Consider the following 17230-nt stretch of genomic DNA (forward strand, 5'->3'; position numbering starts at 1 on the left):
TGACCGTGAATCACTTGCAAAATGAGCGGACAGGCTTGGAAATCGCGATCATCGGCATGGCTGGGAAATTTCCAGGCGCTAACCAGCTCGATCAGTTCTGGAATAACCTGAAGCAAGGGGTAGAATCCATCTCCCATTTTACAGAGGATGAGCTGATCCAGGCGGGCGTTGCCCCGGAGCAAATGAATAAGAACCATTATGTAAAGGCCAAAGGGTACATCGAAGGGGTGGAGCAGTTCGATGCCGCGTTCTTCTCGTATTCGCCAAGAGAAGCAGAGATGACAGATCCCCAGATTCGGATGGTTCAGGAGACGACATGGGAAGCGCTGGAGGGAGCAGGCTATGACCCGCAGTCCTATCCTGGCTTAATCGGTCTCTATGTCGGAGCTTCGACCAATCTGAACTGGATGAAGCTCTCACCTCTGATGAACAGTACCAGCGCGGCGGAATTGTCGGAGGCCGGAACACTGTGTTACAAGGATGCGATTTCGACCTTGACGTCTTATAAGCTCGGACTGAAGGGCCCGAGCTTTACGATCTATACGGCTTGTTCGACCTCATTGTTAAGCGTTCATCTCGCTTGCCGCGCGCTGTTGACCGGGGAATGCACGATCGCGGCTGCAGGGGGGGTCTCCGTATCTTACCCGACCAAGCGCGGCTATGAATACCAGGAGGGGATGACGCTCTCCCCGGACGGCAAGGTGCGCGCATTCGATGCGGATGCGAGCGGCGCGGTGTTCAGCGACGGTGTCGGTATGGTCATCTTGAAGCGACTGGAGGACGCGCTGGCAGATGGCGATTCCATCCATGCGATCATCAAGGGCTCGGCGGCCAATAATGATGGCGGGCGGAAGGTCGGTTATACCGCCCCGAGTGTGGAAGGTCAGGCGGATGTTATCCAAGCCGCGTTAAATTTCGCTGAGGTCGACGCTGCGACGATTGGCTACATCGAGACTCATGGGACGGCAACGCCTCTGGGTGATTCCATTGAATTTGAAGCACTCAAACGAGCCTTTGGAGAAGTTGACCGCAGAGGGGGCTGCGCGATCGGTTCGGTCAAAAGCAACATCGGCCATCTCGATACTGCCGCAGGAGTTACAGGCTTGATCAAGGCTGTATTGTGCCTCAAACACCGGCAGATACCGCCTACACTGCATGTCCATCGCCCTAATCCCAAGCTCAATGCGGTAGACAGCCCGTTCTATATCAATACCGAGTTGACCGAGTGGGAGCGGGAGGCGCATCCGCTTCGCGCCGGTGTCAGCGCATTCGGCTACGGCGGAACCAATGTTCATCTGGTGCTGGAGGAAGCCCCGGAGGCAGTGGGCACTCCTGCGAGTCGCAAGCAGCATGTGCTTACCCTTTCGGCTTATTCGGAGACATCGCTTAGGCAAGCTGCATCGAAGTATGCACAGCATCTCACAGCGCATCCGGCCGTGAATATAGCGGATGCCGCTTATACGATGCAGACGGGACGCCGTGCCTTTCCTTACCGCAGGGCGATCGTTTGCCGCAGTGCAGAGGATGCGCGGCTCGCCTTGGAACGCATGAGCCATCCTGTCCAGGCGGCCAACGGGACGCGCGAGCTAATCTTTATGCTGCCATCCCGTTCATCCGCCTATCGCGAGGGCTGGCTGACGCTGTATGAAGAGGAGCCTGCATTTGCACAGGTGATCGAGCGGAATATAGCGCTGGCCCAACCGTTCGTTCAGGCGCCATTGAAGCCAGCGCTGTACGAGGCTCCGCACCGTCCGCATATGGAGGAGATGCTGTATGTGCTCTCCCTCTGTTCCCTGATCGAGCTGTTGTCGGAGCTCGGCGCAGCTCCCGCACGTTGCATCGGCTCTGGAGCAGCAGAGCTTGCCGCGGCGGTCTGTGCCGGCGTCCTCTCGCTCGGCGAAGCGTTGCGTCTGGTAGCTTCGCGAGATCAGGGGCTGATGATGACATCGATCCAATTCCAGCCTGCCTCCTTCGCCTTCTTCTCTGCTCATACGGGGGCTTGGATCGAGAAGGGTCAAGTCACGGACAGCTCCTACTGGGTTGCCCAGCTCCAGGCGGAAGCGACCGCGGTCGGTCAGTGGCATAAGGAGCAACAGTCCGTACATGGCGAGCTGTATGTGAGATTAGGCCCTCAAGAGGCAGCCGACGGGGACGGGATGGGGATGGCGTCTGTCCTGGACGGCTTCATGGAGACGCTCGCCAGCCTGTGGGAGCTTGGGGTTCCGGTGGCGTGGGCCAGGCTGTACACGAATGAACGGCGAATTCGGATTCCGCTGCCGACGTATGCTTTTGAGAAGCAGCGGTATTGGCTGGAGCCCGCACGCGATGAACGGCTAGAGAGCAGCAAGGAAGAAGCCGCGCTTGCCAAGCGCGCCAATATGACGGATTGGTTCTACAGCATGGACTGGGAAGCACGGCCAGCGCTGCCCCCTTCCGCCGCACGCCAGCCGCACTGCTGGCTGCTCTTGGTGGATGAGGGCAACGTGGGAGCAACGATGGCGAAGCGGCTGCGAGCGGCTGGCCAGCGCGTCATTACCGTTGAGCAAGGGTCTGCATTTGCCAGGCTAGGGCAGGATGCCTACCGAATGAATGCCGCGGTGGAAGCAGAGTATACTCGATTGCTTCACTCGCTACAGGAGGATGGCAACCTGCCGGATCGCCTCTTGCACTTATGGAATGTGAGCCCGCATCATCTGGGCGCCGACTGTTTGAACTTGGGCTTTTATTCACTCATTTATTTGGCGAAGGCCATAGGAGAGCTTCACTGGATTCATGCGATAGACGTGTATGTCATGACGAACAATATGCAAAAGGTCGCTGGCGAGGATTACATCGACCCGGAAAAAGGAACGCTACTTGCTCCGATCAAGGTCATACCGCAGGAATACGTCACGATTCGCTGCAAGAGCATCGACTTCATCTTTGCGCCTAATGGAGAGGCTCCGATCGATCAACTGATAGCGGAGCTGGGCAGTGTGGAAGATACCGTCGTCGCCATTCGTGACGGCGTGCGATACATTCGCACGTTCTCCTCCATCCCGCCCGAGCAACTACAGCAGGCCGTCTCATTGCAGGCCGACGAGGCTGCTCCAACGCTCCGTCAGCATGGTGTCTATCTGATTACAGGAGGCCTGGGCGGGGTCGGTCTCAAGCTGGCCGATTATCTGGCACGCGCCGTGCAAGCGAAGCTGGTGCTCGTCAGTCGCAGCGGACTGCCAGGCCGAGCCGAATGGGAGCCGATCCTCCAGGCGGGAACCGACCTGGCGTTATGCGAGCGGATCGGTATCGTTCGTCAGCTAGAGTCGCGGGGGGCTGAGGTGCTGGTGGTCCGGGCGGACGTCGCGGACGAGGAGCAGATGAGGGAGGCTCTGCAGCTAGCGGAGCAGCGGTTCGGTGCGCTGCATGGCGTCATCCACGCCGCAGGCATATTGCGGGTAAAATCTGCGCAATGTGTCATTCAGGGCATCACCCGAGCCGATTGCGAAGAACAATTCCGACCCAAAATGCAAGGCGTACAGGTGCTGAACAAGCTCCTGGGCGAGCATTCGCTTGATTTCTGCCTGTTCGTCTCGTCTCTCTCGCCGATCCTGGGCGGACTCGGGTTCGTCGCCTATGCCGCTGCCAACCTGTATATGGATGCTTTCGCCAGCCAATTGAATCTCCAGGGAAATCACCGCTTTGTGAGCGTCAACTGGGGAGATTGGCAATATACAGGGAAAGTGGCGGCGAAGCCGCTGCTCGGTCAAAGTCTGGAGCCGCTGGAGATGACGCCAGAGGAAGGGGTCAAAACCTTCCAATGTGTGCTCGGGCTAAGCGGCCATAGCCAGATCGTGATCTCATCAGGAGACCTGCACACCCGGTTCAGCCAATGGGTTCAGCTAGGCTTTCGCGAGCGGGGAAGCAAGCCAGCAGAGGCGAAGGAAAGCCACACATCCACTGCGCTGTACACGGTCGACGAGCTGGAGCAACGAATGGCAACGATCTGGATGGAGTTCTATCGTGTCGATACGGTCGATCGACAAGCTAACTTTTTTGATCTGGGAGCGACCTCGCTGGATATTATTCAGATTCAGGAAAAGCTGGTCAAGCAGCTTCAACGCCATATCCCCATCGGCTCCATGTTCGAATACCCTACCATCCGCTCACTTGCTGCGCATGTAGGGGGGAGCCAGGCACAGAAAAGCGAGCGCTCCGCCTTCGGTCAACGGCGTCAGCGCAGTGAACGGAGCGGCGATGTTGCGATTATTGGCATGGCGGGCCGCTTCCCTGGCGCGCTAACGCTAGCAGATTATTGGGATAATGTGGCGAACGGCGTGGAAGCGATCCGCTTTTTCACAGATGAAGAGCTGCTGGAGTCTGGCGTTCAGCCCACAGAGATTAACAATCCGGCCTACGTGAAAGCCAAGGGCTACCTGGAGGGAACCGATCTGTTCGACGCGGCCTTCTTCGATTATACGTCGCGGGACGCCGCGCTCATGGACCCACAGTTGCGGTTGTTTCATGAATGCGCCTGGACGGCGCTAGAGCATGCCGGGTATTATGCCGAAGCCTATCCTGGGTTGATCGGTGTCTTCAGCGGAGCATCTCCTAATCTGTATTGGCAGGTTCTGTCTACGCTGAGCGAGTCGGAGGAGCCAGCAGGACAATTTTTAACCTCGTTGTTAAATGATAAAGATTCATTGAGCACGCAAATTTCGTATAAGTTCAACTTGCGTGGGCCAAGCACCAATGTATTTACGGGCTGCTCCACCTCGCTTGTCGCCATCCATTATGCACGCGAGGCGCTATTGAACCAACAGTGCGACATGGCGATTGCCGGGGGTATAACGATCACTCAGCCAGATAAAGCGGGATATGTCTATCAAGAGGGCATGCTGTTCTCGGTAGACGGTCATTGTCGCCCCTTCGATGAGGAGGCCAGCGGCATGCTGTTCGGGGACGGGGTCGGTATTGTTGTGCTGAAGCGTCTGGAGGAGGCGCTGCACGATGGCGATACGATTCATGCGATTCTCAAGGGCTCCGCAATCAACAATGACGGGAGTCGCAAGATCGGCTACACCGCTCCTAGCGTCGATGGGCAGGCCGAGGTCATTCGACTGGCACAGCGGGAAGCGCGAGTGGAGCCGCAGGACATCTCGTATATCGAAACCCATGGTACGGCAACCAAGCTTGGGGATACGATCGAGATGAAGGCGCTGTGCGAAGTGTTCGAGCTGCCGGACAAGCAGATCATACCTATCGGCTCTGTGAAATCGAACGTCGGCCATCTCAATGCGGCCTCAGGAGCTGCGGGCTTAATCAAGACGGTTCTTGCCATGCAGCATCAGCAGCTTCCGCCGAGCCTGAATGTGAAGGTACCCAACCGTCAGATCGGGTTTGAGGATAGTCCGTTCTATGTCAATACGACCCTTAGGGAATGGAAGACGGGCAAGGAGCCGCGCCGTGCAGGAGTCAGCTCCTTCGGAATCGGAGGAACCAATGCCCATGTCATCCTGGAGGAAGCGCCCACGCGCCAGCCGTCGTCGTCCAGCAGGCCTTGCCATATGCTGATGCTATCGGCGAAAACAGAGGCTGCGTTGGATCGGATGACCTCCAACCTCGCCCAATATATGGAGCGCCAGCCGCTGTTGAATGTGGCTGATCTTGCATTTACGCTGCAAACAGGACGCAAGCCGTTCAAGTATAGACGGGCGCTCGTCTGCTCCTCTGTGGAAGAAGGAGCACGGCTGTTGGGTGCGTCTGAGCGGCGCAAGGTGCATACGGGGCATGTCCATTCCGACCGGCCCAAGGTGTGCTTCCTGTTCTCCGGCAACGGGGCGCAATATGTCAACATGGGGCGTGAGCTGTATGAGCAGGAAGCGGTGTTCCGGGAAGCTATGGATACCTGCTTTGCGATCCTGAGCGCTCTGACGGGCTTCGATTATCGTGCTGTCCTCTATCCAACGGATGCGGCAAGCAGCCAGGATGAGGCGAAGGATAAGCTGGAGAATATGGAATATTGCCAGCCTCTCATCCTTTCCTTCGAGTATGCCTTGGCGAAGCTGCTATCCGAATGGGGGATTCAGCCCTCGGCGATGATCGGCTACTCCTTTGGCGAATATGCGGCGGCCTGTCTCGCTGGGGTGTTCACTTTGGAGGAGGCGTTGCAACTGATCGTTGTTCGCGGCCGCCTGATGAGCAGCCTCCCTTCCGGTGTGATGCTCAGCATCCCGCTGCCGGAGCAGGAGCTGCTGGCTCTGCTGACGGCTTTCCAGGCCAGTGAAGCCACGGTCATCTCACTTGCGATTGTCAATGGGCCATCGTGCATCGTGGCAGGGACTGAGCCTGCGATTAGCCAGCTTGAGCTGTACCTGAAAGAGCGGCGTCTGATGGGCGTGAGGGTTTCTATCGAAACGGCCGCCCATTCGCATGAATTGGATACGATACTGGAGCCGTTTTTGGCGCATGTGCGAACGATGGAGCTGCGTGCGCCGAGGCTTCCTTTCCTCTCGAATATAACCGGAACATGGATTACACCAGAGCAGGCGACAGATGCGGAGTATTGGGTGCGACATATGCGGGAGACGGTGCGGTTTGCCGACGGCATGCAGGAATTGTTGAAGGACCCTAACAGCCTGCTCATTGAGCTAGGCCCGGGCAGCGAGCTGAGTGCTCTGGCCAATCGGCTTGTGGAGCAGAAGAGCAGCCGCGCACGAATCTTCCATACGGTTCGCTCCGCCCATCGGGAAGTATCTGACCTGTCCTACTTGCAGTATCAGCTTGCTCGCATGTGGACGCTTGGCATGGAGCTGGATTGGGAACGATTCTACGCACAAGAGCGGAGACAGCGAATTCCTCTGCCAACCTATTCGTTTGAGAAGGTATCGCACAAGCTGCATGGAAACCCATACCAGTTAGGTCAACGCTTGCAGGAGAAGCCGCAGACGGGCAAAAAGAAGGAGATTGCTGACTGGTTCTATGTGCCGCAATGGATGACTGTTTCCAGCGTTGCCGCTGTCCCTGGAACGCAGGAGCGGTGGCTGCTGTTCACCGACCGATGCGGGGCAGGCGCTGCTCTGATGACCGAGTTGCTCAAGCTGGGACATGAGGTCGTGATAGTGGAGGCAGGAGAAGTGTTCGAGTGGCGGGGCGGCAGCCATTGCATCATCGCCCCGGATCAGCCAGAGGATTACGCCGCTCTGCTGCAGGGATTAGCGAGCGCATCTGCTCTGCCTACACGCATTGCACATCTGTGGGGGGTGACCGATGAGCAGGAGCATTCCGCTACAGGGCCTACCCTGGAGAGCACGGCGCGCATCCAACAGGTTGGCTTCTACTCCTTGTTCCATTTGGCTAAGGCACTTGGTCGGCAAGAGCTGACCGGCACGCTGCCGATCCATGTCATCACGAACGGCGTGCATAGCGTCGCCGGCACGGAGAGACTTATCCCGGAGAAAGCAACGGTGCTCGGCATTTCCTTGGTCATCACCCAGGAGTATCCGTATCTGTCCTGCTCCTGCATCGATATGGAATGGCCTGCCGGATCGCCGCTTCAGCAGCGCAGAAGGGTACAGCAGCTCATCTCTGAATGCATCAACACAACGGACGACAACGTCATCGCCTACCGCGGCAGCCATCGGTTTGTGCTGCGCTACGAGCCGCTGCCCCTTGCTGCGGCTGATCCAGAGCTTGTGCCGCTTCGTCCAGAAGGCGTCTATGTCATTACCGGCGGACTTGGCGGGATCGGTCTGGTGCTGGCCAAGCATCTGGCTCAAGCGGCGCAAGCCCGGCTCGTCCTTATCTCCCGCTCCGGTCTGCCCGCGCGCGAGGAGTGGGGGCAGCACCTGCAGGATCATGCTCCGCTAGCGGCTAAAATTCGAGCCGTTCGCGAGCTGGAGGAGCTTGGGGCACAGGTCGCTGTAATTGCCGCAGATGTCGCCGACAAGCAGCAACTGCAAGCTGCGCTCTGCCTGGCGGAGAGCCGCTTCGGCGCCATTCATGGCGTTATTCACGGGGCAGGGGTGCTGGGCGGGAAAACCTTTAATTTGCTGAGCGAGCTGGAGCAAGCGGATTGCGAGGTGCAGTTCCACGCCAAGCTATATGGCCTCATTCAGCTTGAGGAGGCTCTGCGCGGCAGGACGCTTGACTTCTGTCTGCTCATGTCCTCGATCTCCGCTGTGCTCGGAGGTCTCGGGTACGCTGCTTATGCGGCATCGAACAATTATATGGATGCATTCGTCCGGCACATGAATCGCAGCTCTGCGTATCCATGGTTAAGCGTTAACTGGAGCGATTGGAAGTATTGGGACGAAGAGGACAAGGATGCTCGCATCGGTGCCAGTGTGCATGAGCTATCGATGACGCCTCAGGAAGGAATCGAGTCGTTCCTGCGCGCATTGTCCTGGCAGCAGGGGGATGTACTCGTGCATAGCCCTGGAGATTTGCAGACGCGCATAAATCAATGGGTTCTCCTGCATTCCCTTAGGGAGGAGGAACCGTCTGACGAAGGTAGAAGCTACCATGCTCGTCCACAGCTTTATAGCGACTATGCCTCGCCCCGCAATGAGACGGAGGAGCGGCTCGCTCATATTTGGCAACGCATCTTCAATGTAGAGCAAGTGGGCATACACGACGAGTTTATGGAGCTTGGGGGCGACTCACTCAAAGCCATCACGGTCGTCTCGCGAATTCATAAGGAGTTTCACCTTGAAATCCCCATCTCCCTGCTCTTCGAGCGGTCGACGATCGAGAAGCTGGCCGAGTATATCCAGCACGCTGACAAGGGCGGCTATGGAGACATCGAAGCCGCGGAGCCAAAGCCGTATTATCGGCTGTCTTCAGCGCAGCAGCGATTTTACATCCTGCATCGGCTGTACCCCGAGAGCGTCGCCTACAACGACACCTCGATTATGCTGCTGGAGGGGGAAGTGGATCGGCAACGGTTGGAGGCTGCTTTCAAGAGCTTGATTGCCAGGCACGAAATCTTCCGCACGACGATTGTCATGCAAAGTGATGAACCGGTGCAGAGGGTGCATGCACATGCTGACCTGCACATGGAGTATTTTCAAGCCTGCGAGACCGAAGTGATGGATATGATCGCGCGCTTTATTCGCCCGTTCGACTTTGAACAGGCGCCGTATTTCCGCATCGGACTGATCCGGCTGCAGGAGCAGCGACATGTCTTGATGATGGATTTGCACCATATTGTAACTGACGGGGTCTCCTACGATATATTTGTTCATGATCTCTTTGCCTTCTATGATGGCAACAGCCTGCCAGCGTTACGAATCCAGTATAAGGATTACGCCGAATGGCAGGCAAGCGAGCTGGAGCAGCGAACGATGCGCAAGCATCGGCAATACTGGCTTGACCGTTTCCAGGGGGCATTGCCTGTGCTGCCATTGCCTCACGACTATGAACGACCTGCCATTCAATCCTTTGAAGGGGGAACGGTATCGTTCACATTGCAGGCGGAGCTGACAGGACAGCTCAGAGCGCTCATCGCCACTTCGGAGACGACCTTGTTTGCGGTTCTGCTGGCCGTATATACTGTGTTGCTTAGCAAATACAGCGGGCAGGAGGATATTGTCGTCGGTACACCGATTACCGGCCGCTACCATGCCGATTTGCAGCCGATTATCGGTGTGTTCGTCAATATGCTGGCGATGCGTAATTCGCCGGCAGCAGCCAAGACGTTCCGGCAATTTCTAGCCGAGGTCAAGCATAATTCACTCTTGGCCTTTGAGCATCAAAAATATCCCTACGAGGACTTGATTGCTGAGCTCGGCCTGCAAGGACAACTGGACAGAAACCCGCTATTTGATGTCTCCTTTATTATGCAGAACATGGATACCGATCATATCGAGCTCGATAAGCTGAAGATTAGTCCCTATCCATACGATCATAAGCGAGCCCAGTTTGATTTGATGCTGCGCACGGTGGAGTCGGAGGATGCCATTGTATTGAACATGGAGTATGCCGCGGCGCTGTTCAAGCGCGAGACCGTCGAGAGGCTATGTGAACGATACGTGGATATACTGCAACAGATCGTAGCGTTCCCTGACATCCGCTTGCGGGACATCTGCCTCAAGCATCAACTGAAGGAACTGCAGACGGTCAGCCAATCCGGCGATTTTGATGATTTTGACTTCTGATGAGGGGAAAGGAGCGAGCCAATGGGAGGAATCGCTAGAGAAGAATGGGTCCTTGCCGCCAATCAGCGAGAGCAGGAGCACCAATACTGGCTGCGCCAATTAGCCGGGGAATTGACGGATAGTCACTTCCCTTATGATCACCGCTCCACAGGTTCAGGGAATAAGCTAGAGCGGGTGGAGTTTGAGCTGGATGCGGAATTAGCCCAGCGACTGCATCAATTGTCCGGCGGCTCGAGCTTGCGTCTGCACATGGTGCTAACGGCCGGACTCGTTCTCCTGCTGCACAGATATACTGGCAACCCGGATCTAACGGTAGGCACTCCTGTTCAGAGACAGTCCGATGAAGCGGCGGGCTATGTGAATACTATTCTCGCCCTCCGACATGAGATGCGAGAGGACATGACGTTCCGCCAGCTTCTCCAGCATGTGCGGGACACCATTGCAAGCGCCACTCAGCACCAGAACTATCCGCTGATTGCGCTGCAGGATGCTCTGCGTGATCGGCTGCCGGCGGGGCGGGCGTATCCATTTCGGACGGCAATTATGATGGAGGAGCTGCACGATCCGAGCTATCTGGCGGGGAGCGATCCAGAAGTCGTATTTTCCTTTCGCTGTGCCCAGGATGTCATTCAGGGATGGATCAGCTACCAGCCGGGTTTATATGAACGGATGACGATGGTGTGTCTAGGAGAGCAGTATGCCGAGCTGCTCGGACAGGCGATCCGCCTGCCTGAGCAGCCCCTGTGGCAACACTCTGGTCTGAGCGAGCGGGAGCTGCAGCAACTGCTGCAATTCAATGCAACGGATCAGGACTACCCGCGTCACTTGACGCTAGCTCAGTTGTTCGTCCTGCAGGTGTCCAAGACACCGGATCGACTGGCGGTTACAGACGGCACGAGCGCCTTCACCTATGCGCAATTGCATGAGCAAAGCAATCGGGTCGCTGCCTCCTTGCGTGCAAGGGGGATCGGCAAAGGGGATATTGTCGCTCTCATGCTGGAGAGGTCCGCGGATATGGTCATTGCGCTGCTTGGGGTGCTGAAGAGTGGCGCCGCATATTTACCGGTAGCGCTGCACCTGCCGCCCGCCCGCATACAGTCGATGATGGACGACTGCCACTCTCCGCTGATGGTGACGAGGCCAGATCTTGCCGAGCATCTTCACCAGGAACGGTATGAGAAGGTTTATTTGTCCGAGCTGCTCCATGGGGCAAGCGAGGACTTGGCGTATACAGGCGAGCCGGATGATCTGGCCTATATTATATTCACATCGGGTACCACGGGGAAACCGAAGGGGGCCATGGTGCAGCACCGGAATGTGGTGAATTTTATTGTTGGCCTCGCCCAGGAGCTGTTGAGCCGTTATGAAGCCCCTTTACGGTTCGGCCTGGTCTCGCCATTCGAGTTCGACTCTTCGGTGCAGAACATGTTCAGCGCACTCCTGTCAGGACATCACTTGTATATCGTCCCGGAGGAAGTGCGCGTCGATGGCGAGCAGTTGCATCGCTTCTATGTCGAGCAGCAGATCGAGATCATGGATGGAACAGCGACACATCTGCGCTTGCTGGCGGGATTCATCAGCGACCGTGAGAGCTATGCACTGAAGCAGTGCATCATGGCGGGGGAGGAGCTCCCGGTGGAGCTGGCCCAACGATTTTTAGCCGGCTTTGGCGAGAATAACCGCCCGCTCCTGGTTAACGCCTACGGGCCTACGGAGACTACCGTGCTCTCTACCTATTACCCTGTCGATCCTGACGAGCTGGATACGTGTATCAGGCTCCCGATCGGCAAGCCGCTGCCCAATCAAAGGGTTTACATTATGGGGCCGAATCTGCAGCTTCAGCCGATTGGCGTGCCAGGTGAGGTATGGATTGCAGGGGATGGTGTCACGCAAGGCTATGTAGGTCAGCCTGAACTGACGAATGAAAAGTATGTGACCATTACTGCCGATCAGTCGTGCCACCCTGTCTGCCAGGGGCGCCTATACCGTACAGGGGATGTCGCCAGGTGGCTGCCAAGTGGGAAGCTCGAGTTTCTGGGACGGACGGATGACCAGGTGAAAATAAACGGGCTGCGGATTGAATTGGGCGAGATTGAAAGCTGCCTCCTGCGGTTGCCGAATATTCATGAAGCCGCCGTCATGGCACGCACCAGAACAGAGGGAGAAGCCCCCATCCTGTGCGCCTATATTGTGTCCGACAGCTCCATGACAGCCGAAGAGGTTCGAGGCGAGCTCAGAGAGCAGTTGCCGTCGTACATGGTCCCGGCTTACGTGATTTCATTGGAGCGTCTTCCGCTGACAACGAACGGCAAGCTGGCACGCAAGGCATTGCCAGAGCCGGTATGGCAGCAGAGCGCTCTGCAATATATCGAGCCGCGGAGCGAGACCGAGCGGCTTCTCGCTCACATCTGGGAGACGGTATTGGGAATAGAACGGGTCGGGATAGCGGATCATTTCTTCGAGCTGGGCGGCAACTCGCTTCAGATGACCACTGTCGTTGCACGTATCCAAAAGCAGCTTGGCTCAGAGCTTTCACTGCGGGAGGTCTTTCTAAGGCCGACTGTTGCGCAGCTTGCTGAGTATGTCGATCAGGTGGAGAGGCTGAACTTCGTCCCCATCGAGCGGCAAGCCGAGCAAGCCTATTACCCCGTATCCTCTGCTCAGAAGAGAGTCTACATCCTGAACCGGTTCGAAGGCATTGGGACGACATACAACCTGCCGGGCGTCCTGCTCATAGAGGGCAGGCTGGAGCGGGATCGGGTGGAGCAATGCATGTACAAGCTGGTATCCCGCCATGAAGCATTGCGAACCTCCTTTCACTTTGTAGGGGGAGAGCCGATGCAACGGATTCATGAGGAGGTTGCGCTGGAGTTCAACCACAGCGAAGTGAGGGAGAGCGAGGCCAAGGCAGCGATTCAAGATTTTATCCGCCCATTTGATGTGCAGATTGCTCCGTTAATGCGGGTCGGTACGATTCGCCTGGGCGAAGAGCGCTGCCTACTGTTATTCGATCTGCATCATCTCATTGCTGACGGCGTCTCTCTGTCCCTACTGCAGCATGAATTCATTCGCCTCTATACGGGTGACGAGCTGGAGCCACTGTCCATCCAGTACAAGGATTACGCCGTCTGGCAGCGCAAGCGATTGGATGGCGGTCAATTCGAGCAGAGTAGACACTATTGGATGAGCGAGCTTGCAGGCGACCCTCCGCTGCTGCAGTTGCCTACGGATTACCCCCGACCACCGCAGCAAAGCTTTGCAGGGAACCGTGTTCATCTAGAGCTGACAGCCGAATCCACGGAGAAACTGCTCGCCTTTGCGGAGCGCAACGAAATGACGCCCTACATGCTGTTTCTGGCAGCGCTGAATGTCCTGCTGCACGTCTACACGCAGCAGGAAGATATTGTAGTCGGCAGCCCGATTGCTGGTCGCGTGCACAGTGATGTAGAGCCTGTAGTGGGCATGTTTGTGAATACACTGGCGATACGCAGTCGGCCATCAGGCAACAAGACAGTAGCTCAACTGCTCACCGAGGTGAAGGAGCAGGTGCTGCACGCGCTGCAGCATCAGGAATATCCGTTCGAGGAGCTGGTGGATCAGCTTCAGCTTGAGAGGGACACCAGTCGCAATCCGCTTTTTGACGTTATGCTGGTGATGCAAAATATGGCCTGGACACTCGATCAGCCGCCGGGATTATCCATTAGTCCCTACGCCTTCAGGCATGATATGTCGAAGGTTGATCTGACGCTAGAAATCTCTCAACATCCCAGTCTGCGCCTGGAGCTTGAATATTGTACGGCGCTGTTTGCACAGGGAACGATGCAGCGATTCCTGCAACATGTTGTCCGCACGCTGGAGTGGATGCTCGACCATTGCGATTCGTTCCTTCGCGATCTTCATATGCTGACGGACGACGAATACCGCCAGGTCATTCTTCAGTTTAATGAGACCCCTTCGCTCGATCTGGAACAAGAAGCTGTGCATCGTATCCTGGAGCGGAAGGCAGCAGAAGCTCCGCAGCGAACAGCCATCATCTGCGGGGAGTCCGTCTACAGCTACGAGACCATCAATAGCCGGGCGAATCAGCTTGCCCGTTATCTGCTTCGCAACGGCATCGGGCTAGAGGATAAAGTGGGACTGCTCGTCGACCGCTCAGTGGACATGCTCGTTGCCCTATTCGCCGTACTGAAGGCTGGGGCAGCCTATGTTCCGATTGACCCTGAATATCCGGTACAGCGAATCGCCCATATATTGGAGGATTGCGAGGCGAAGCTGCTATTGACGGCGTCCGAGTATGCTGAGCGAATGGCCTTCACGGGCATCCACATCGCGGATGTTGGTAACCGTGAGCTGTACTCAGGGGAGACGGGAAATCTGAACACAGAGGTTCAACCCGATAATCTCGCCTATATTCTGTATACCTCCGGTTCGACCGGAATGCCCAAGGGCGTGTCGATCGAGCATAAGAGCGTATGTAATTTTCTGCATGCGATGCAGCATCAGTACCCGATGTTGGAGAGCGATGCCTCTCTATTAAAGACACCCTACACATTTGATGTGTCGGTCATGGAATTATTCGGCTGGACACTTGCCGGAAGTCATCTCGTCATTCTGGAGGAGGGGGAGCACCGGAATCCGAGAGCCATCCTCCGAGCAGTCGACAGATACCGTATCCGATTGTTGAATTTCGTGCCCTCGATGTTCAGGCTGTTCGTCCAAGCACTGGACCGCGAGCACACTGCGATGCTCCATGACATGAAATACATCCTGCTCGCCGGCGAGGCTCTGCCGCGCGATCTGATCGAGCAGTTTGATGCGCTTGGCTTGCCCGTTCAATTGGCAAACCTGTACGGGCCTACAGAAGCGACGGTAATTACAACAACGTTCTCGCTGGCTGCCCGTCGTAACTCCCATGTCGTGCCGATCGGCAGGCCGATTCCGAATGTCAGAGTGTACATCTTGAATGAGCAGCGGCGGCCGCTCCCTATAGGTGTAGCCGGGGAACTGTATATTTCAGGAGCTGGGGTAGCCAGAGGCTATATGAACCAGCCTGAGCTGAACGCCGAGTGCTTCCTTCCCGATCCATTCTGTGAGGGAGCGACAATGTATAGATCCGGCGATCTTGCCCGCTGGCTGCCGGACGGCAACATCGAATACATCGGCAGAATGGATAACCAGATCAAGCTCCGCGGCTTTCGGATGGAGCTGGGTGAGATTGAGGAGGCGATGCGATCTCATCCACATCTTGCAGCAGCCGTGGTCATGCCGATCGATGATGTCTCTCATCATCGGCAATTAGTCGCTTATTATGTGAAGGAAGCCGCGATTACGGATACCGAAATCAGGGCGCATCTCAAGCAGTGGCTGCCGGAATTCATGGTTCCGACGTCTTATGTGGAGCTGACAGAGATACCGTTATCACGCAGCGGGAAGGTAGATCGGAATGCACTGCCGCAACCGATGATGGAATCCAGTGCTGAAGCAGGATCGGCTTGTCAGCCGGAGACCAAGCTGGAGAGGCAGATCGCCGCCATCTGGCAAGGCATTCTCAAGCTGGATACGATCCGTATTGATCAGGATTTCTTCGAGCTGGGCGGGGACTCACTGCAAGCGATCGAGCTGGATCTTGCACTGGAGAAGGCGGGGCTGGCTGCGGAAGATCTCGTCATCTATAGACATCGGACGATCAGAGAGCTTGCTGCTTCGATTGAAGCTGCTCAAGAAGCGGCGAAGATCCATCCATAACGAGTCCCGTGCTGAAGGAGGTGCAAATCATGGAATTTTGTTGGGCATTGCCTGTTGTCGCTACCACAGCGTATGATCAGTTATGCCAAGCGTATATCGATCAATCGCAGCGGGCTGAACGCCATCATTTTGATTCGGTGCTGCTCTCGTTAACCCCGACATCCGTTGACCCTTTTGTCATGGGGACAGGCATCGGGCTGAATACGACATCCATCCGTATACTAATTGCCCAAAACACCAACCATCTGCTACCGACGTATACAGCCAAGGCGGTTAATACTTTAAATGCCCTCATCGGCGACCGCGTCGATATTAATGTTGTAACCGGAAGCGCCGCCTTGACACTGAGCAAGGATGGCAAGCCGGACACGCGCGAGGTGCGTTACGCCCGAACGAAGGAATACATGGATGTGCTTCAACGGTTAAGGCGAGGGATCACTACCTATACAGGCGATTTCTATCATCTGGAAAATTGCAACATCTATCCCAAAGAAAACCCGGACAAACGTTCTCGCTATTTCGTAGCTGGCAGCTCCGAGGAGGCGATGCAGGCCGCAGGAGAGCATGGCGACGCCTATATTCTGTACGCCTGTGATCGTAAGTCGATGGCCGCCCACTTTCGCAAGGTAAGGGCGATCGCCGCTACCCATGCACGAACCGTTACATGCGGCGTGCTTGTCGATATTATTGCCAGGGAGACCACCGGGGAAGCATGGGAGGCCGCTCGCGAGCTGTTGGAGCAGACACCCGAAGCTGTAAAGCGGTTAACGAAGCTATTTATAGATAATGCGGATTCAGTTGGCCTGACCCGATACAAATCGCTAGGCAGCGACACCAACTACATGGTGGACAACTATTTGTGGGGAGGTCTGAGTGTCATCAATCCCTCTAATGCCGTTGCGATCGTAGGAAGCTACGATGAGGTGCGTGCAACGCTATCGGATTTTCAGGATGCTGGAGCCGATTATATTCTTGTGGCCTCCCTGCAAAGCGAATCGGAGCTGGAAAGGATCGGGAACGAGGTCGTCCGACCTCTGAAGGAGGAACAGAGCAAGAAAATAAGCTGCGGCTAAATTGATCTAACATCACGTAAAAACCGCTTTTTGGTAATGTAAGGTAACATACCTTCATTTTCCATCTAGCGGTTTTTTTATGTGGAAAATGAAGTCAAAAAACGGCGGTTTAATAAGGAAAGCTAACATATTCTGATACCTATAATTTAGAACTAAGAGTATATTCGACTTTTTATTTTAAATATAGACAAAAATATACAAAATACACCCGTATGCGAGCTTGCGAGCCCTGTGATATACTTTACAAAGAAAAAAATACCATCAATTCAATTAAAATCA

At 55.9% G+C, this 17230-nt stretch carries 3 protein-coding genes; all 3 read left to right on the top strand.

Annotation, left to right across the window (positions count from 1 at the left end; genetic code table 11):
- Positions 1–5: 5 nt before the first annotated feature.
- From ACY1JZ_RS03525 to ACY1JZ_RS03535, 3 genes are read left to right on the top strand one after another with little or no spacing between them, the layout of a single operon-like run.
- Positions 6–10133, top strand: a complete 10128-nt coding sequence (locus tag ACY1JZ_RS03525) for an SDR family NAD(P)-dependent oxidoreductase (RefSeq protein ID WP_462628367.1) — start codon at positions 6–8, stop codon at positions 10131–10133.
- 21 nt (positions 10134–10154) lie between these two features.
- Positions 10155–15878: a non-ribosomal peptide synthetase gene (locus ACY1JZ_RS03530; RefSeq protein ID WP_462628094.1), complete on the top strand. Its 5724-nt coding sequence runs from the start codon at positions 10155–10157 to the stop codon at positions 15876–15878.
- 29 nt (positions 15879–15907) lie between these two features.
- Positions 15908–16951, top strand: coding sequence for an LLM class flavin-dependent oxidoreductase (locus tag ACY1JZ_RS03535; RefSeq protein WP_270171063.1), 1044 nt, complete (start codon positions 15908–15910; stop codon positions 16949–16951).
- Positions 16952–17230: the final 279 nt, after the last annotated feature.

The sequence above is a fragment of the Paenibacillus sp. J5 genome (assembly GCF_054955055.1).

Bases quoted from the DNA above. Each gene is read 5' to 3' on its own strand.
- ACY1JZ_RS03530 (WP_462628094.1), top strand. From the start codon at position 10,155: ATGGGAGGAATCGCTAGAGAAGAATGGGTCCTTGCCGCCAATCAGCGA.
- ACY1JZ_RS03535 (WP_270171063.1), top strand. From the start codon at position 15,908: ATGGAATTTTGTTGGGCATTGCCTGTTGTCGCTACCACAGCGTATGAT.